This is a genomic window from Variovorax sp. Root473 (assembly GCF_001426505.1).
GTDB lineage: Bacteria > Pseudomonadota > Gammaproteobacteria > Burkholderiales > Burkholderiaceae_C > Variovorax.
Genome location: NZ_LMEV01000019.1, coordinates 16,924 through 34,560, shown reverse-complemented (window position 1 = coordinate 34,560; position 17,637 = coordinate 16,924). Strand labels below are relative to the sequence as shown.

20 protein-coding genes are annotated in these 17,637 nt (G+C 68.9%); 15 read left to right on the top strand and 5 right to left on the bottom strand.

What is annotated here, in order from left to right:
* Positions 1-23: 23 nt before the first annotated feature.
* From ASD34_RS23250 to ASD34_RS23235, 4 genes are read left to right on the top strand one after another with little or no spacing between them, the layout of a single operon-like run.
* Positions 24-1,391: an aromatic ring-hydroxylating dioxygenase subunit alpha gene (locus ASD34_RS23250; RefSeq protein ID WP_056582882.1), complete on the top strand. Its 1,368-nt coding sequence runs from the start codon at positions 24-26 to the stop codon at positions 1,389-1,391.
* Positions 1,388-1,876, top strand: a complete 489-nt coding sequence (locus ASD34_RS23245) for an aromatic-ring-hydroxylating dioxygenase subunit beta (protein WP_056582880.1) — start codon at positions 1,388-1,390, stop codon at positions 1,874-1,876. The genes ASD34_RS23250 and ASD34_RS23245 overlap by 4 nt, the downstream gene beginning before the upstream one ends.
* The gene (locus tag ASD34_RS23240) at positions 1,873-2,466 is read left to right on the top strand and encodes a cysteine hydrolase family protein (protein ID WP_056582879.1); all 594 of its coding nucleotides are present in this window, start codon (positions 1,873-1,875) and stop codon (positions 2,464-2,466) included. Before ASD34_RS23245 ends, ASD34_RS23240 begins: the two co-directional genes overlap by 4 nt.
* Complete coding sequence (locus tag ASD34_RS23235) at positions 2,463-3,248, top strand: SDR family oxidoreductase (protein ID WP_056582877.1); 786 nt, start codon at positions 2,463-2,465, stop codon at positions 3,246-3,248. Before ASD34_RS23240 ends, ASD34_RS23235 begins: the two co-directional genes overlap by 4 nt.
* A 7-nt stretch (positions 3,249-3,255) precedes the next feature.
* Here ASD34_RS23235 and ASD34_RS23230 read toward each other — a convergent pair whose 3' ends face one another.
* Positions 3,256-4,230 (bottom strand): helix-turn-helix domain-containing protein, encoded by a 975-nt coding sequence (locus ASD34_RS23230; RefSeq protein ID WP_056582874.1) that lies wholly within the window; start codon positions 4,228-4,230, stop codon positions 3,256-3,258.
* A gap of 146 nt (positions 4,231-4,376) precedes the next feature.
* Between ASD34_RS23230 and gnd the strand changes: the two genes are divergently transcribed.
* Positions 4,377-5,801, top strand: coding sequence for a decarboxylating NADP(+)-dependent phosphogluconate dehydrogenase (gene gnd, locus ASD34_RS23225; RefSeq protein ID WP_056582872.1), 1,425 nt, complete (start codon positions 4,377-4,379; stop codon positions 5,799-5,801).
* Positions 5,802-5,813: 12 nt separating this feature from the next.
* Here gnd and ASD34_RS23220 read toward each other — a convergent pair whose 3' ends face one another.
* Positions 5,814-6,908 carry a PA0069 family radical SAM protein gene (locus tag ASD34_RS23220; RefSeq protein WP_056582870.1) on the bottom strand — a complete coding sequence of 365 codons (1,095 nt, stop codon included), beginning with the start codon at positions 6,906-6,908 and terminating at the stop codon, positions 5,814-5,816.
* A 134-nt stretch (positions 6,909-7,042) separates the two neighbouring features.
* Here ASD34_RS23220 and ASD34_RS23215 point away from each other — a divergent pair, with 134 nt between their 5' ends.
* The 5 genes from ASD34_RS23215 (at position 7,043) to ASD34_RS23195 (ending at position 10,110) form a co-directional block, all read left to right on the top strand.
* Positions 7,043-7,636 (top strand): GbsR/MarR family transcriptional regulator, encoded by a 594-nt coding sequence (locus ASD34_RS23215; RefSeq protein WP_056582868.1) that lies wholly within the window; start codon positions 7,043-7,045, stop codon positions 7,634-7,636.
* Between the two features lie 67 nt (positions 7,637-7,703).
* Positions 7,704-8,135, top strand: a complete 432-nt coding sequence (locus ASD34_RS23210) for a thiol-disulfide oxidoreductase DCC family protein (RefSeq protein WP_056582866.1) — start codon at positions 7,704-7,706, stop codon at positions 8,133-8,135.
* A gap of 49 nt (positions 8,136-8,184) precedes the next feature.
* Positions 8,185-9,141 carry an SAM-dependent methyltransferase gene (locus ASD34_RS23205; RefSeq protein ID WP_056582864.1) on the top strand — a complete coding sequence of 319 codons (957 nt, stop codon included), beginning with the start codon at positions 8,185-8,187 and terminating at the stop codon, positions 9,139-9,141.
* The gene (locus tag ASD34_RS23200; protein ID WP_056582863.1) at positions 9,138-9,755 is read left to right on the top strand and encodes a DUF4166 domain-containing protein; all 618 of its coding nucleotides are present in this window, start codon (positions 9,138-9,140) and stop codon (positions 9,753-9,755) included. Before ASD34_RS23205 ends, ASD34_RS23200 begins: the two co-directional genes overlap by 4 nt.
* 7 nt (positions 9,756-9,762) lie before the next feature.
* Complete coding sequence (locus ASD34_RS23195; protein ID WP_056582862.1) at positions 9,763-10,110, top strand: DOPA 4,5-dioxygenase family protein; 348 nt, start codon at positions 9,763-9,765, stop codon at positions 10,108-10,110.
* Between the two features lie 28 nt (positions 10,111-10,138).
* Here ASD34_RS23195 and ASD34_RS23190 read toward each other — a convergent pair whose 3' ends face one another.
* A complete protein-coding gene (locus ASD34_RS23190) occupies positions 10,139-11,473 on the bottom strand; it encodes an aromatic ring-hydroxylating dioxygenase subunit alpha (protein ID WP_056582861.1) in 1,335 nt (444 codons plus the stop codon).
* Between the two features lie 21 nt (positions 11,474-11,494).
* Positions 11,495-12,481, bottom strand: a complete 987-nt coding sequence (locus ASD34_RS23185) for a Bug family tripartite tricarboxylate transporter substrate binding protein (RefSeq protein ID WP_056582860.1) — start codon at positions 12,479-12,481, stop codon at positions 11,495-11,497.
* Between the two features lie 113 nt (positions 12,482-12,594).
* Between ASD34_RS23185 and ASD34_RS23180 the strand changes: the two genes are divergently transcribed.
* The 3 genes from ASD34_RS23180 to ASD34_RS23175 all read left to right on the top strand — a co-directional run bounded on the left by ASD34_RS23180 (position 12,595) and on the right by ASD34_RS23175 (position 14,579).
* Entirely contained in the window at positions 12,595-13,422 is an 828-nt protein-coding gene (locus tag ASD34_RS23180) for a helix-turn-helix domain-containing protein (protein ID WP_056582859.1), read from the top strand.
* Between the two features lie 87 nt (positions 13,423-13,509).
* The gene (locus tag ASD34_RS28510) at positions 13,510-13,635 is read left to right on the top strand and encodes a hypothetical protein (RefSeq protein ID WP_257214726.1); all 126 of its coding nucleotides are present in this window, start codon (positions 13,510-13,512) and stop codon (positions 13,633-13,635) included.
* A 212-nt stretch (positions 13,636-13,847) separates the two neighbouring features.
* Positions 13,848-14,579: an N-acetyltransferase gene (locus ASD34_RS23175; protein WP_235510220.1), complete on the top strand. Its 732-nt coding sequence runs from the start codon at positions 13,848-13,850 to the stop codon at positions 14,577-14,579.
* Here ASD34_RS23175 and ASD34_RS23170 read toward each other — a convergent pair.
* Positions 14,542-15,444: a LysR family transcriptional regulator gene (locus ASD34_RS23170; RefSeq protein WP_056582858.1), complete on the bottom strand. Its 903-nt coding sequence runs from the start codon at positions 15,442-15,444 to the stop codon at positions 14,542-14,544. The genes ASD34_RS23175 and ASD34_RS23170 overlap by 38 nt on opposite strands.
* Before the next feature lie 85 nt (positions 15,445-15,529).
* Here ASD34_RS23170 and ASD34_RS23165 point away from each other — a divergent pair, with 85 nt between their 5' ends.
* A complete protein-coding gene (locus ASD34_RS23165; RefSeq protein WP_235510219.1) occupies positions 15,530-16,645 on the top strand; it encodes an adenosine deaminase family protein in 1,116 nt (371 codons plus the stop codon).
* Between the two features lie 8 nt (positions 16,646-16,653).
* On the top strand, positions 16,654-17,637 hold the full coding sequence (locus tag ASD34_RS23160; protein ID WP_056582854.1) for a Bug family tripartite tricarboxylate transporter substrate binding protein: 984 nt from the start codon (positions 16,654-16,656) through the stop codon (positions 17,635-17,637).

Sequence of the window (17,637 nt, the reverse complement as noted above, 5' to 3'; positions counted from 1 at the left end):
TGACGTTTCAGGAGACCCACCCGATGAATTCCGTGATTCCCATCATCCCCATCGCGGCGACAAACCCGATCGACATCCAGTCGCTCGTGCAGCCCGACCGCGTGCACAAGCGCGTCTACACCGACCCCGCCATCTTCGAGCTGGAGATGGACCGCGTGTTCGGCCAGGCCTGGATCTACATCGGCCACGAAAGCCAGGTGCCCAAGCCCGGCGACTACTTCACCACGCGCCTGGGCCGCGAGCCCGTGGTGATGGTGCGGCACACCGACGGCCAGGTGCACGTGATGTTCAACCGCTGCCCGCACAAGGGCGCCAAGCTCGTGCCCGACGGCAGCGGCAGCGCCGGCAAGTTCCTGCGCTGCCTGTATCACGGCTGGACCTTCAAGTGCGACGGCAGCCTGCTGTCGGTGCCGCTGCGCAGCGGCTACGAATGCACCGCGCTCGACCTGAAAGACCCCCAGTACGGCGTGCGCAAGGTCGCGCGCGTGGCCACGCACCGCGGCTTCGTGTTCGCCAGCCTGTCGGAAGACGGGCCCGAGCTGAAAGACTTTTTGGGTGGCGTGGCCACGTCGCTCGACAACTTCTGCGACCGCGCGCCCGAAGGCGAAGTGGAAGTGGCCGGCGGCGTGCAGCGCGTGATCCAGCGCAACAACTGGAAGATCTTCTTCGAGAACCTGCACGACACCATTCACGCGGTGGCCACGCACGAGTCGTCGTGGCGCGCGGCCAAGGAAGAGCACGCGTCCATGCCCGCCGGCACGCCCAAGCCTTTCGAGGTGGTGATCGTCGACGGCAACGGCGAGCCGCTGGAGTTCTGGGAGAAGCTGGAGCTCAAGGGCTACGACCACGGCCACGGCTTCATGGAAGGCATCTTCGTGCCGCCGACAGACCCGGTGAGCCTGGCCTATGTGGCCTCGCTCGAAGCCGCGAAGGGCGCCGAGCGCGCGGACGAGATCCTTCGCGTGAACCGGCACAACACCATCGTGTACCCGAGCTGTTCGCCGCACACCTCGTTCCAGCAGATCCGCGTGATCCGGCCGCTGTCGGTGGACCGCACGCTGGTCGAGATCTTCAGCTTCCGCCTCAAGGGGGCGCCCGAGGCCACCTTCCAGCGCACGCTCAAGTACACCAACATCGTCAACTCGCCCTCGTCGAACGTGATGCCCGACGACCTGGAGGCCTACAACCGCGTGCAGGAAGGCCTGAGCTCCGACGGCGGCGACTGGGTCAGCATGCACCGCGCCGCCGGGCGCGACCAGCCGCTGCCGGGCGGGCGCGCGTCCAACGGCAACAGCGAGATGCCCTCGCGCAACATGTTCGCGGCGTGGGCTGGCTACATGGGCGTGGACACGGGCGCACAGACGAACGAACACGCGGGGAGCGCCGAATGAACTTCCGCGACTGGAACGAACAGCAGGACCTCACGCAGTTCCTGCACCACGAGGCGCGCCTGCTCGACGAGCACCGCTGGGACGAATGGCAGAAGCTCTTCACGCCCGACGGCCTGTACTGGGTGCCGCTGGTGCACGGCCAGGTCGACCACCTCAACCACGCCTCGCTGTTCTGCGAGGACGCCCTGCTGCGCTCGATGCGCGCGCGGCGGCTCGAACAGGCGCGTGCCTACTCGCAGCAACCGCCCACGCGCACCGTGCACGTGCTGGGCAACATCGCGCTCGAGTCGCGCGACGACGATGCGGGCTGCACCGTGCGCTCGACCTTCCTGCTGCTGGAGTGGCGCAAGACCGAGCAGCGCACCTTCGGCGGCAGCGTGCTGCACACGCTGCGCCGCGCCGACGACGGCTGGCGCATCCAGACCAAGCGCGTCGACCTCGTGAACTGCGACGCGCCGCACGAAGCCCTGCAGGTGTTCCTGTGAAGGCCGCGCTGCTGGCCATGCACTACCAGAACGACGTGCTGCACGTCGATGGCAAGGTGCGCGTGGGCGTGGCCGCCGACGACCCGGCGCGCCCGCGCCTCATCGCCTCGGCCGCGCGGCTCATCGCCGGGGCGCGCGCGAACGGCGTGCCGGTGATCTTCGTTCGCATCGCCTTCGCGCCGGATTACGCGGACTGCCTGCGCAACTGCACGCTGTTCCGGCGCGTGGCCGAGAGCGGCGCCGTGCAGGAAGGCAGCTGGGGCGCCGGCTTCTACGACGAGCTCGCGCCGCGGCCGGGCGAAGCCGTCGTCACCCACAAGCGCAACAACCCCTTCTGGGCCAGCGGGCTCGAAGAGGTGGTGCGCGCCACCGGCGCCCGTCGCCTGTACCTGGCCGGCATCGCCACCAACCACGTCGTCGAGCACGGCGCGCGCCATGCGAGCGACCTTGGCTACGACGTGGCCGTGGTCGCCGACGCCTGCAGCACCGCGCAGGCACACCTGCAGGCGGCGAGCCTCGAAACGCTGGCGATGCTCGCGGACGTGGTCCGCGTGGACGATGCCGTCGCGCAGATGGGAGGCCAAGCATGACCCCACTGCAAGGCAAGGTCGCGATCGTGACGGGCGCCGCCGCGCTGCTGGGCAGCGCCATCGTGCGCGCTTTCGTGCAGGCCGGCGCGCGCGTGGTGGCGGTCGACATCGACACGGCGCGCGGCGCCGCACTGGCGGCCGATGTGGGCGCGGGCTGCCGCTTCGTCGTCTGCGACATCGCGTCGGACGATGCACTCGATGCGCTCGTGGCCGGCACGCTGCGCACCGAAGGCCGCATTGACTTCCTCATCAACAACGCCGTGGTCTACGGCGACGCGGGGCTGGATGCCGCGCGTGCCGACTGGCTGGGCGCGCTGAACGTCAACCTCGTCTCCGGCGCGATGCTGGTGCAGAAAACCGCCGACGCGCTGGCCGCGCACGGCGGCGCCATCGTGAACATGGGCAGCGTCGGCGGCAAGTTCGGCGCGGCGGGCCGGGCACTGTATCCCGCGGCCAAGGCGGCCATCCTGCAGCTCACGCGCAACCAGGCCGCCACGCTGGCGCCGCGCGGCGTGCGCGTGAACTCGGTGTCGCCGGGCTGGACCTGGTCGGACGCGCTCTCGCGCATGGCGAACGGCGACCGTGCACGCGCCGACCGCGTCGGCGCACCGATGCATCCGCTGGGCCGCGTGGGCGACGGCGACGACGTGGCGCAGGTGGTGCTGTTCCTGTGCTCGGACGCGGCGCGCTTCGTGACCGGCGCAGACATTCCGGTCGATGGCGGCTTCTCGATGCTGGGGCCCGACCAGGGACGCTCGGCGCGCGACTGGTTCGAGGCGTAGCGACCGTTCAGCCGCGCGACTGCCGCAGCGCCCCCGGCGTGCCGCCCAGGTGCCGGCGGCACAGCCGCACGAAGTGCGAGGCATCAGCCAAGCCGACGCGCAGGCCGATCTGCGCCACGCTCAGGCGGTCGAAGCGCGCATCGGCCAGCATCCGCTGCGCCACCTGCATGCGGCAGGCGGCCAATGCGCTCGCGAAGGTGGTCGCTGCCTCGCCCCCTTCCGCGAGGCAGCGGTGCAGGCTGCGCTGCGAAATGCCCAGCCCCTGCGCGACGGCCGCGGCCGTGAGGCCCGGCTCGGCATGACGCTCGCGCGTGGCGTCGAGCACGCGCTGGCGCAGGGCGGCACGGCCACATGCGCCGGTCGCCGCCACGCTGGCTGCCGGGCCGAGCGCCAGTGCCAGCAGGCCGCCGAGCTGATCGGCCAGCAACGCCGGCGGCAGCGGCGGCCGCAGGGCCACTTCGGGCGACAGCGCCCGGGCGAAGCCGCTGAGCGCCGCACCCCAGCCGCCGTGCCCGTCGATGCGGCGCGCCACGTGGTCGCCGGCATCGGGCAGCCACGACTCGACCCACGCGGTCGGCAACTCGATGGACACCGTGTCGGCCGACTGCTGCAGATGGAAGGCGTAGCAGCGCCGCGAATCGACCAGCACCGCGTCGCCGGGCAGCAACCGCGCGGAGCGCTCCTCCTGCACCGCGACCCAGGGCGAATCGGCCTTGCACAGCAGGTAGTAGTAGTTCTGGCGGCTGTGGGCGATGGCGCGGCGCGTGCGGTACACGTCCTGCGCGCTGCCGCGCACGCGGTTCACATGCAGCGGTCCGAGCGGCGCGGATTCGAGCGAGGCGCCGAAGCCACCGGCTTGCGGGCTGCTCACGTCCATCTCGAGAAAGCCTTCGCAAACCGCGCCGATCCAGTAGTCCAGCCGCTGCGGCGGCGGCACTGCGTCGGTCGACCAGGTGTGGATCGCTACGGGGGTTGCGGACATGGCGGCGGAAGTCATCCGGCCAACATAGCCAGCCCAGGCCCATTTGCCAAGCGGGTATAGACGCCCTCCGACGCCGCGCCGCGCGGGCGCCCGGCACAATCACCGGCTACTTTTTCCAACTGCACATGCACGAAGGGCCCGCACACATGAGCAAGCAGCAAAGCGATTTCGGATTGATCGGCCTGGCCGTGATGGGACAGAACCTGGTGTTGAACGTGGAAAGCCGCGGCTTCCAGGTCAGCGTCTACAACCGCACCGAGGCCACGACCGAGGCCTTCGTTGCAGCCAACCCCGGCAAGAAGCTGGTCGGTGCCAAGACGCTCGAGGAATTCGTCCAGAGCCTGGCCAGGCCCCGCAAGATCCAGATCATGGTGAAGGCCGGCGCGCCGGTCGATCAGGTGATCGAACAGCTCATTCCCCTGCTCGACAAGGACGACATCGTCATCGACGGCGGCAACAGCCTGTACACCGATACCGAGCGCCGCGATGCGTACCTGACGAGCAAGGGCCTGCGCTTCATCGGCGCAGGCGTGTCGGGCGGCGAGGAAGGCGCGCGCAAGGGGCCGTCGATCATGCCGGGCGGGCCGCTCTCGACCTGGGAGGTGATGAAGCCGATCTTCGAGAGCATCGCGGCCAAGGTGGACGGCGAGCCTTGCGTGATCCACATCGGACCGGGCGGCGCGGGCCACTACGTGAAGATGGTGCACAACGGCATCGAGTACGGTGACATGCAGCTGATCTGCGAGGCCTACAGCCTGTTCAAGGCGGCCGGCTTCACGACCGACGAAATGGCGGCGGTCTTCAACGACTGGAACGAGGGCGAACTGCAGAGCTACCTGATCCAGATCACCGCCAAGGCGCTCGAACAGAAAGACCCGCAGACGGGCCAGCCGGTGGTCGACGTGATCCTTGACAAGGCCGGCCAGAAAGGCACGGGGCAGTGGACGCTGCTGAACGCGGCCGAGAACGCGGTGGTCATCAGCACCATCAACGCTGCGGTCGAGGCGCGCGTGCTGTCGTCGCAGAAGAAGGCGCGCGTGGCGGCGAGCCAGCTGCTGCACGGGCCGGCGCCCACGCTGTCGATCGAGAAGCAGGCGCTGGTGGCCAAGGTGCATGACGCGCTCTATGCCTCGAAGGTCATCAGCTACACACAGGGCTTCGACCTCATCCAGACGATGGGCGAGAAGAAAGGCTGGAAGCTCGACCTGGCGGGCATCGCATCGATCTGGCGCGGCGGCTGCATCATCCGCGCGCGCTTTCTGAACCGCATCACCGACGCCTTCCGCACCGACCCGGCGCTGGGCAACCTGATGCTCGACGCGTTCTTTCAGGACTTGCTGAACCGCACGCAACAGAACTGGCGTGAGGTGGTGGCGCTGGCAGTGAGCAACGGCATCCCGGTGCCGGCCTTCAGCGCCTCGCTGGCCTACTACGACAGCTACCGCACCGCGCGCCTGAGCGCGAACCTGCTGCAGGCGCAACGCGACTTCTTCGGGGCCCACACATACGAACGCGTGGACAAGCCTGAGGGCCAGTTCTTCCACACCGACTGGCCCGAGGTCATCGAGTAAGCGGCCTGCGGGTCAGAACAGAGTGCCCTGTCCTTGCGCGCCAGGCGGCCGGAAGGCGCTGGTGTCGAGCGCAATCCGCTCGCGGTTGAAACCCAACCGGTTCGTCGCCTTCTGGAAGCGCTGGTGGATCAGGTCGGCCCACAGGCCGCTGCCCTTCATGCGCGTGGCGAAGTCGGCGTCGTAGTCCTTGCCGCCGCGCATCTCGTGGATGCGCGCCATGACGCGCTCGGCCCGCTGTGGGTAGTGCAGCTCTAGCCACTCCTTGAAAAGCGGCGCCACCTCCCACGGCAGCCGCACCACGGTGTAGAAGGCGCTGCGCGCGCCCGCTTCCCAGGCGGCTTCGAGCACCTGCTCCATGTCTTCGGTGATGAACGGAATCTGCGGCGCCACGCTCACGCCCACCGGCACGCCGGCCTCGGCCAGGGTGCGGATGGTGCGCAGCCGCCGGTGCGGCGCGGCGGCGCGCGGCTCGAGCTTGCGCGCCAGCTCGCCGTCGAGCGTGGTGATCGTGACGTACACGGCCGCGAGCCGGTCGGCCGCCATCGGCGCGATCAGGTCGAGGTCGCGCTCGACCGCGCTCGACTTGGTGACGAGCGCGAACGGATGCCGCACCTCGCTCAGCAGCTCGATCACGCCGCGCGTGAGCCGCAGCTCGCGCTCGATGGGCTGGTAGCAGTCGGTGGCGGTGCCGATGGCAAGGTTGCTGGGGCGATAGCTCTTGCGCCCGAGTTCGGCGCGCAGCACCTCGACGAGGTTGCGCTTGGCGATGAGCTTGGTCTCGAAGTCGAGGCCGGGTGAAAGGTTCAGGTAGCTGTGCGTGGGCCGCGCAAAACAGTAGATGCAGCCGTGCTCGCAGCCGCGGTACGGGTTGAGCGAGCGGTCGAAGGGAATGTCGGGCGAGTCGTTGCTGCTGAGCACCGACTTCACGTCCTCGAAGCGCACCTCGGTCGCCAATGGCATCAGCCCGGCGGCCTCGGCCTCGCCTTCTTCCAGCGTGCCCCAGCCGTCGTCGAAGGCGTCGCGTTCGTCTTTGGAAAACCGGTGCGCAAGCCGCGTGGCTGCGCCGCGGCCCTTGATGATGTGGATGGGAACCTGGGCGGCGGGCATGGCGAATCCTTGGAAGGCGTCAGGACACAAATTTGATAACTGTTTATTCATACAGTATTTCATCTTTGATTCGACCACGCTCGAATTTTTATTTCTGTATTGACAGAAATTTAGGAATTCCTAAACTCGATGCCATGGAACTCACCGACATTCAACGCAAGTTCGTCCTGCACTGGGGCGAGATGGGCTCCATGTGGGGCGTGAACCGCACGGTCTCGCAGATCCACGCCCTGCTCTTCGCGCACGGCAAGCCGATGCACGCCGAAGAGCTGTCGGAAACGCTGGGCGTGGCGCGCTCCAACGTCAGCAACAGCCTGAAGGAATTGCAGGCCTGGAACCTCGTGCGCATCACCCACACGCTGGGCGACCGGCGCGACTACTTCGAGACCAGCGTCGATGTGTGGGAGCTGTTCCGTACCGTGGTACGCGAGCGCAAGGAGCGCGAGTTCGACCCCACCATCCGCGTGCTGCGCGAGATCGTTTCCAGCCCCGATTTCCAGAAGGAGCCCGCCGATGCGCAAGACCGCATCCGCTCCACCATGGACCTCATGACCAAGCTCGCCACCTGGGCCGACGAGATGCTGCGGCTGTCGCCCGGCACGCTCGACAAGGTGCTCACGCTCGGCGCCAGCGTGCAGAAGTTCGTGCGCGGCGATGCGGCACCGCCGTCGCCCGCAGGCAAAGGTGACGATCCCGACGCGCACCATGCCAGCCTGCCCATGATCTGAGAAAGGCCGCGTCTTTTTTTGCCTTCTTATTTCTGTTTTGACTGAAATATCGAGAACCACAAACGCCATGCCCCGCTTCGCCCTTCCCAGCTACCCGCTCACCGTCTATTTCGACGCCACCTGCCCGCTGTGCACGGCCGAGATGGGCGCCATGCAGGCGCGCGACACCGCGGGGCGGCTGCACCTGGTCGATTGCTCGCCCGCAGGTTTCTCGAACGGCCCGGCACCGCGCGAGGCGTTGATGCGCTCGCTGCACGCGGTCGATGCCACAGGGCGGCTGCGCGTGGGCGTCGACGCCATCCGCGCCTGCCGCGCCGCCGTGGACCTGCCGGCCGGCGGCGCCGTGCTCGACCTGCCGGCGATCGGCCGGCTGGCCGACCGCGCCTACGCGGTCCTGGCCCGCAACCGCTACCGGCTGCCGCGCTGGCTGGTGCTGCGGCTCGCGGGGCACGGTGCGATCGCCCCGGCCACCTGCGCCGACAACCACTGCAAGCTCTGAAAAAACTCACGCTGTCACACACCCACGTTCACGTCCGAAGGAGTTTTCGATGCCCGACGTCTTCCAGCCCGACTTCCGCCTGCCCGGCACCGCGCGCACCACGCCGCCCGCGGTCGAAGGCCACGTGAGCCGCGAGGACACACAGGACTATTTCACCGAGGTCGCGGACGACTACCGCGCCTGGAGCCCGAGCTACAACATGCACTTCGGCTTCTGGCGCCTGGGCCTGAACCCGCTGCGGCGCGAAGGCATGCTGATCGAGATGAACCGCGCCGTCGGCCGCGCACTGCGGCTCGACGCGGCCAACGCCGGCCCGCGCTGCGTGCTCGACCTCGGCTGCGGCGCCGGCGCCACTGCGCGCACGCTGGTCGGCGACGACCTCTCGCTGCATGCGGTCACGGTGACCAACGTGCCGGTGCAGAACGGCATCGCCGCGCGGCTCGATGCCCGCGCCGGCGTGGCCGAGCGCATCGCGCACGTCGAGGCCGACTACACCCGCACCGGCCTGCCCCCCGCCCAGGCCGACGGCGGCTGGGCACTCGAAAGCGCCTGCTACGCCGAAGGCACCGCCAAGGCCGACTTCGTGCGTGAAGCCGCGCGGCTGCTCAAGCCCGGCGCGCGGCTGGTGGTGGTCGACGGCTTCCTGCTGCGACGCCGGCCGGGCCGGCTCGCGGGCTGGCTGCACCGCCTGTGGGCCGACAGCTGGGCCGTGCCCACGCTGGCCGTGCGCGAAGACTTCGTCGCCGCACTGGGGGCGCATGGCTTCGACGACATCGAGGTGAAGTCACTGCGCTGGCGCGTCGCGCCCAGCGCGCTGCACATCCCGGTGCTGGCCACGCGCTTCACGCTGGCCGAACTGTGGAAGGCGCGCGGCAGGCTCAGCCCCTGGCGCCGCAAGCACATCGTGGCCAGCTACTGCGCGCTTGCGCTGGGCATGTTCTGGCGCGACTTCGACTACGCCATGGTGAGCGCCACGCGCAGAGCCGGCGAAAGCACCGCGTCATGAGCGCCACGCCGCTGATCCGGCAAGCGCTCGGCCCGGCCTGGGAACGCCTGGGCGACGTGATCCGCCGGCACTACGCCATGACGCCCTTCTCGGCCGAACACGTGTGCGTGCGCGGCGCCATGCACGAGGTGCACCATGCGCCGTGGGCCGCGCTGCTGATGCCCTTCGGCCGGCTCGTCGGCGCGCTGGTGCCGCACACCGGCACCGACGTGCCGATTGAGGTGCACTACCGCTGCCGCATCGACGACCCGCACCTGTACTGGGACCGCATCTTTCACTTCGCGGGCCGCGTGCCTTTCCACTTCCGCTCGCACATGGAAGCCGCGCCTTCGCAAGATGGCGAGGTGATCGAGTTCGTGCGCTTCGGCATCGGCATGCGGCTGGCGGTGAGCGCCGAAGACGGCGCGCTCGTGTTCCGCGACCGCGGCTACCTCTGGCGCCTCGGCCGGCTGCGCATTCCTCTTCCGCTGGGCTTGCTGCTGGGCACGGCCTACGTCGAGGAGCGGCCCGATCCCGTCGACCCCGACCATTTCACGATGAAGATGCTGCTGCGCCATCGCTGGTTCGGCGACGTGTTCCGCTACAGCGGCCGCTTCCGCCTCGGCTCACAATGAGGGCACCATGCCGCGTCGCCCCGAAAACCTCTACGCCCAGTATCACGCCCACATCTACTTCGCACCCGCCACGCTGGCGCAGGCGCGCGAACTCAGCGAGCGTGCCGGCCGCGAGCTGATGGTGGTGGTGGGCCGCGTGCACGAACGCCTCGTCGGACCGCACCCGCACTGGAGCTGCCAGCTGGCCTTCGACGCCGCCGAGTTCCACGAGGTCATCGCCTGGCTCGAGGCCCACCGCAATGGCCTCGACGTGTTCGTGCATGGCGTGACCGGCGACGATTTCGCGGACCACACGGCGCACGCCATGTGGCTGGGCGAAGAGAGCGCGCTCGACCTGCGGATGTTCCGGCGCTAGACCCGCATCGCGGCGTGCTGCTGCAGGGTCAGGCCGCGTCCTGCGTTTCAACTTCGGCGTCCGACGCGCCGCCGTGCACCTTGAAGAAACGCGCACCCTCGACCTTCTGGCCAATGGCCTTCTCATACGCCGCGCGCACATCGTCGGGCTGACCGGCCTGGCCGAAGAAGTCCTTCAGGTACGGTCCCAGCAGCGGATGCGCCGCCAGTTCCTCGCGCGGCAGGCCATGCAGCATCTCGTCGCGGCAGGCCGACGGCAGGAACACGTCGCGGTTCTTCTCGGGATCGCGGATGAGTCCCTTGGGCTCGTGTGACGGATCGGACTGCATCGATTCGAGCTCTTCAAAAAAGCGCCGGCGCATCATCACGATGCCCTTGTCGCTCTGGCCCAGCTTCTCGCGCGTGCGGTCGGTCACGGTGCCCTGCCCGACCCACACGACGAAGTCCTGGTTGGCGACGTGGCTCGTGATCCAGCGGCCCGTGGCCGGGTCCTTGATGGGGCCGTACCACGAGGGAATGCGCTCCTGCACATACGGCTCCTGCTCGGTCGGCACGCGGCTGAGCACCCACAGCACGCTCAGCGTGTGGTGGTCGTCGATGGGCACGCGCCATTCGAAGTGGTGGCCGAGGAAGAAGCCGTTGGGCCACAGCGTGACGCGGCCGGTGGTCCACATCACGTTGTCTTCGCGCTCGCCGCCGCGCAGGCGCTTGTAGACGAAGCCGTGCTCGAACTCCTCGAACGCGAGCTTCAGGTGCGTGGGCACGTAGGGGCCTTCGTCGCCCTGCAGGCGCGTGGTCCAGTTGTTGTGCGTCCACTCGAAGTGCACGGGGTCGATGGAGTTCTCCTGGCACTGGAACCAGTTGCAGGGAATCTCGGCGAACACGGCCTGCGCGAAACCGTTCCTGCAGTTGAAGAGTTCCCAGTCGGGCAGCAGCGGCGCGGGCTGCGGGCCCATGTAGGCCCACAGCAGGCCGGCTTTTTCCTGCACGGGGTAGGCCTTGATCTTCGTGTTCCTGCGCATGCGCGCATCGGGGTCCAGTGTTTCTTCAAACGGCTGGTGGATGCACTGGCCGCTGGTGTCGTACTGCCAGCCGTGGTAGCTGCAGCGCAGGCCGCACTTCTCCACGTAGCCGTACGACATGTCGGCGTTGCGGTGCGGGCAGCGGCGATCGACCAGCCCGTAGTTCCCGCTCAGGTCCTTGTAGAGCACCAGGTCCTCGCCGAGGATGCGCAGCGGCTTCACGGCCTTGTCGTCGAACTCGCTGGCGCCGGCGATCGGGTGCCAGTAGCGGCGCAGGTAATCGCCCATGGGCTTGCCCGGACCGACTTCGGTCAGCAGGCGGTTCTTTTCTTCGCTCAACATGCATCGTCTCCTTTTATGGGGTCAATCGGCGCGGATACCGAACTCGCGCACCAGCTTGCCGAAGCGCTGGTCGTCGTCGCTGATCTGCTGCGCCAGCACGGCCGGCGCGCCGCCCACGGGTTCGATGCCGAGCGCGGCCATGCGCGCCTGCACGTCGGGCATCTTCAGGATCTCGTTGAAGTGGCGGTTGAGCGTCTGCACGACCTCGGCCGGCATCGCCTTCGGCCCGAGCAGGCCCATCCAGGCGCTCACGTCCATGTCGCGGTAGCCCAGCTCGAGAAACGTGGGCACGCTGGGCATGAGCTTCGTGCGCTGGCGTTCGGCCACTGCGAGCGGCACGAGCTTGCCGGCGGCGATGTGGCCTGCCACCGCGCCCGGCGTGATCCAGCCCACGCTCACATGGCCGCCCAGCGTGTCGTTGACCACCGGCGCCACGCCGCGGTACGGCGCATGCGCGACGGCAATGCCGGCATCCTTGTTGAACAGCTCGCCCGCGATGTGCATCGGCGAGCCCGCGCCCGGCGTGCCGTAGGTGAAGGCCTTGCCGGCCCTGGCGCCGGCGACGAGTTGCGCCACGTTCTGGATGCCGCTCGCAGGCGCCGTGACCATCAGCACCGGGATGTTGCCGGTCTTCACGATCGGGGTGAAGTCTTTCACCACGTCGTGCGCCACGCCGGGGCCGGCCTTGAGCACATGCTGCGCGATGGGAAAGGTGCTCGGCGTGAAGAGCAGCGTGTAGCCATCGGCCGGCGCCTTCGCGACCCAGGCGTTGCCGATCATGCCGCTCGCGCCGGGCCGGTTGTCGATGAGCACCGGCTGCCCGACGCGCTGCGCGAGCTTCTCGGCGTAGGCGCGCGCGATGGCGTCGGTGTCGCCGCCGGCCGGGTAGGCGACGACGATGGTGATCGGCTTCGCGGGCCACGACTGCGCCAGGGCCGCCGTTGCGGCACATAGCAAAAGAATGGCTCCTGCAGCGGCACGGACCACGTTTCGGTGGTGAAACATCATGGCAATTTCCTTCTCTGTGGGACGACGTTTAGGTGTCGTCGGACTGTAGGAATGCCATCGCGCGACCAGAAGATATAGTTTCACTGAGTGAACTTTTTTTCTTCGGAGGCGGCATGTCAGACACCACCGGCGCGCACAGCGTGAAGTCGATCGACGCGCTGCGTCGCGGGCTCGACGTGATGCTGGCCATCCAGCGTTCGTCGGCCGTCACGCTGCAGGAGCTGCACCGGCAGACCGGCATGTCGAAGGCCACGCTGCTGCGCATCCTGAAGACGCTGCAGCAGGCCGGCTGGGTGGAACGCAACGAGCTGGAGAAGCGCTACGTGCCCACTTCGGCCACCGGCCAGTCGGGCGCCGCGGCGGCGTGGCGTACGCGGCTCACGGCGCTGGCGGCATCGCCGCGCGCCACGCTGCAGCGGCTGGTGCCGTGGCCGATCGACCTCGGCGTGCGCGACGGCACGGCGATGCTGATCCTCGACACCGACCGGCCGCGCAACGGCCTCGCGGTGAACTACCGCGCGCTGGGCTTTCGCCCGCCCATGCTGCTGTCGTCGCTCGGGCGTTGCTACCTCGCGTTCTGCCCCGAAGACGAACGGCGAGAAATCGTTGCAGCACTGGCGCGTTCACCCAACGACTTCGACCGCGGCGCGCGGCGCCCCGACAGCATCCGCCGCATGGTGGCGCACGCACGCGACCAGGGCTACGCCGCGCGCGACCCCACGTCCACCAGCCTCGATTCGCCCGACCGCTTTGGCGCGGTGTCGGTGCCGGTGCGACTCGGCGATCGGGTGGTGGGTTGCCTCAGCTGCGCATGGCTGCCGACAGTGAAGAGCGAGCGCGAGATCGTGTCGGCGCATCTGGGCGACCTGCAACAGGCCGCGCAAAGCATCGAACGACGGCTGAGACAAGACACGCTCGGCCTGCCGCCCGCGAGCCCCTGAAGCGCTGCACTGAACGCAACCCAATCTGGCAAAGCGCGCGGGGGCTTTGATGGCCTGGATGCCCCTTTGCTTCCTACAATCGGCCCTATGAACGTCATGGTTTTCATTGCCGGCTTCGATCGCACGGCGGCCTGCGCGGCCCCGGGCGATGCGCGCGTGCGCGCGCCCGCCGCAATGACGGCGAGGTCGCAGCAGACCCTCGCACATCCCTGAGCCCGGCGGTCAGCCTCCTTTTTTCTTCAGCGCACATCGACCGTCGGGCACCCGCCCCGCGCGGTCGCGCGCCCTGGCCCTGATCCATTGATCGATCGGCCCGGGCGACGCACCACTTCCCCAGCGTCCGACTTTCTTCCCGCCTCCGGCCCCGTGCCGCGCGGAAGAGCCTCGCCCGCTTCGTCGTCGTGTTTCGTCGTGAGGATTTCCCCGTGGTGGCTCTTGCCCTCTCCCCTGTCGTCTCTTTTTCGCCTTCACCCGCCCTGCCGCCCTGGCCCGCATGGCTGTCGTTCGATGCGCTGAGCCGCCGCCTGCTGCGGCCGGCCGAACTGCGCATCGACGTCGATCCGAAGAAGGGCCGCCCGAGCGAGCCGCTGACGCCGGTGTACGAGCGCATGCGCGCCATGGGCGACCGCGTGCAGGACCTGCCCGCGCTGCGCCTGGACGACCCCGACCTGCACGCACGCTTTCGCGAGGCCGACGGCGAGACCTACGTGTACATCGAAGACGTGCGCCAACAGCGCCTGGTCGGCTACACCGTGTTCAACCGCCTGATCGAACTCGACCGCCGCGCCGACCGCCACCTGCGCGCACCGCATTCGCAGTACGACGCCGCTTATCAGCGGCGCGGGCTGGCCACGGCGGTGTACCGCTGGGCGCTGGGCAGCGGCATGTGCCTGATGAGCGGCGCGCGCCAGTCGCCGGGCGCGCATGCGCTGTGGCTGCGTCTGGGGCGTGACTACACGACAGGCTTCGTCGACCTGCGCGAGAAACGGCTGAGCTACCTCGGCGACGAAGTGGACGACGACACGCTGTCGCAGCTGCACACGCGCATGTTCATGCTCGGCGCCGGCTGGACGTTCGAGCGTTTCAGCAGCGAAACGCGCATGGCGATGTGGGGACCGCCTAAGCCTGCGGCAGCCGCTCGCGCAGGAACCCGATGAGTTCCTGCGCCGCGACATTGCGCATCGGCCCCGGCAGGTAGGCCAGCACCACGCGCCGCTCGATGCGCGGCGCCGACAGCGGCACCACGGCCAGCTCGGGGTCGCGCAGCGACGAGGTGTACAGCTGCGGCATCAGCCCCAGCGCCTGCCCGCTGCGCACCAGCGCGTAGAGCGTTTCGGAATAGCTCACGCGGTACGGCTGCGCACCCTGCGCGAACTGGGCCCGCGCCGGATCGCCCAGCGCCGGCATGCTGCCGCTTTCGAACAGCACGAGGCGCTCGCTGCCGATGGCTTCCCACCGCACATCGCGCGCCGCCGCCAGCGCATGGTCGCGCCGCACCACCAGCACCAGCGGATCGCGGAACAGGTCGATGCACGCCAGTCCGCCCGGCGGCTCGGTGATCGCGGCCACGGCCATGTCGAGCTGGCCGCTGCGCAGCTCGGCCAGCAGCACCGTGGAGGGCGCGTCGCGCCAGGCCAGTTCCACCTCGCCGCGCTGCTGCAAAAAGCCGGCCGCCGCCGTCGCGACGCGCGCGCTGGCCGAAGGGATCACGCCCACGCGCACATAGGCACGTCCGCGCTGCACCGTGCTCTCGATGTCGCGCAGCGCCACCTCGAAGGTGTGGACCAGGAAATCGGTGCGCGCCAGCACCTCGGCGCCGACGGGCGTGAGTTCGAGCCGGTGGGTGGAGCGGGTCAGCAGCTCGGCGCCGAGCAGCTTTTCCATCTGCTTGATCGCGTTGCTCAGCGCCGGCTGCGTGATGGCGAGCCGGCGCGCCGCACGACCGAAATGCCCTTCCTCGACCAGCACCGAGAAACACTGCAGCTGGCGCAGCGTGAGCGCACGCAGGGGCAAGGCGGCCATGGGCGTCCTGGTTATCGATTCAATGAATCAAATTATAGAAATTCAAAATTTTCCTTATGAGCACGCACTGCCTAGACTGCGCCGCATGACCCTTGCCGCGCCTGCGCCCGCCGCCGCTCCTTTCACGCTCGAAGCGATGCTGCGCGCGATTCCGAAGGTGGAACTGCACTGCCACCTCTTCGGCACCGTGCGCCACGACACCTTCCGCCAGCTCAACCGGCGCGCCAATGCGCCCCTGGCCGACGCGGAAATCGACGGTTTCTACACGCGCGGTGAAAAGCCCGTGGGCGTGCTGCGCGTGCTGCGCGCGCTCGACGCCCAGCTGGTGCGCAGCGCCGACGACCTCTACCAGCTCACCCTCGAATACCTGCAGGACGCGGCCTCGCACCACGTGCGCTACGCCGAGTTCTTCTGGAACCCGACCGGCACGGTGCACGGCTCGGGCATCGCGTACCCGCTCGCGCAAGGCGCCATCGTCCGCGCGATCCACGATGCGCAGCAGGCGTTCGGCATCACCGGCCGGCTCATCGCCGCCATCGACCGCGAGGCCAGCGCCGAAGCGGCCGTGGAAATGGTCGAGTGGGTCAAGGCCCACCGCTGCGACGAAGTGATCGGCATCGGCATCGACTACCGCGAGAACGACCGGCCGCCCGAGCTCTTCGCCCGCGCCTACGCCGAGGCCAAGAAGGCCGGCCTCAAGACCACCGCGCACGCCGGCGAGTTCGGCATGCCCTGGACCAATGTGCGCACCGCGCTGGAGCTGCTGCAGGTCGACCGCATCGACCACGGCTACACGGTGGTCGACCAGCCCGACTTCGCGCGCCAGTGCGCCGAGCGCGGCGTGATCTTCACCGTGGTGCCGACCAACTCCTACTACCTGCGCACGCTGCCGCCCGAGCGCTGGGCGCTGGACCACCCCATCCGCCGCATGCCCGGCCTGGGCCTGCGCATCCATCCGAACACCGACGACCCGACGCTGCACCAGGTCACGCCCACGGGCGCCTGGCTGATGATGGCGCGCGACTTCGGCTTCGGCCTGGACGACCTGCGCGGCTTCATGCACAACGGCCTGGACGGCGCGTGGATCGACGACACGCAGCGCCGCCAGTGGCGCGCCGAATGGAGCAGCGCCTTCGACGCGCTGCGCGCCCGCCTGACCGTTCCCGAACCCACGCCTTCCGCCACACCCTTCCCCGGATGAACCCCGCCATGACCACGAACCGCCACCTGATCCTTGCCGCCGCACTCTGCGCCGCCCTGCCCATGGGCGCCCTCGCGCAACAGGCCTGGCCTGCCGCCAAGCCCCTCACGCTGATCGTGCCCTACACGGCCGGCGGCAGCGTGGACGTGAATGCGCGGCTCGTGGCGCAGCGCCTGAGCGAGCGGCTCAAGCAGTCGGTCGTGATCGAGAACGTGAGCGGCGCCGGCGGTGCCATCGGCGTGGCCAAGGCCGTGAACGCGGCACCCGACGGCTACACGCTGGTGGTCGGGCCCGACAGCGCCATCGCCATCGGCCGGCTGGTCAACCCCTCGGCTTTCCGCTTCGATCCGCTGAAAGACCTGGCGCCCGTCGGCCTGCTCAACACCGCGCCGATGGTGCTGGTGGCGCGCCCCGGCCTCGATGTGCGCAGCTACGCCGACTTCGTGAAGCTCGCCAAGGCCCAGCCCGGCCACTACAACTACGCCACCTCGGGCGTGGGCACCGTGCTGCAACTGGCGATGGAACTGCTCAAGGAGCGCAGCGGCATCTTCGTGACCCACGTGCCCTACCGCGGCGGCGCGCAGATCGCCACCGACGTGATCGGCGACCAGGTCGACCTCGCGATGCTGGTGAGCACCAGCGCCATCCCGCACGTGAACGGCAAGCGCCTGAAGGCCCTGGGCATCACCGGCAGCCAGCGCCTGCCGGCGCTCGCGCAGGTGCCGACCTTCAACGAGATGCCCGGCCTCAAGGGCTACGACATGGTGAGCTGGACCGGCATCTTCGCGCCCGCCAAGACGCCGCCGGCCGTGGTGGCCCGGCTCAACCAGGAACTGAATGCGGTGCTGCAGGAAGAAGGCGTGCGCGCCAAGCTGGCGGAGCAAGGCGCATTGCCGGGCAGCGGGACGCCGGAGGCGTTCAGGAAGTTCGTGCAGGCCGAGTACGCGCGCAATCAAAAGATCGTCGCGACCGCCAACATCAAAAGTGACTGA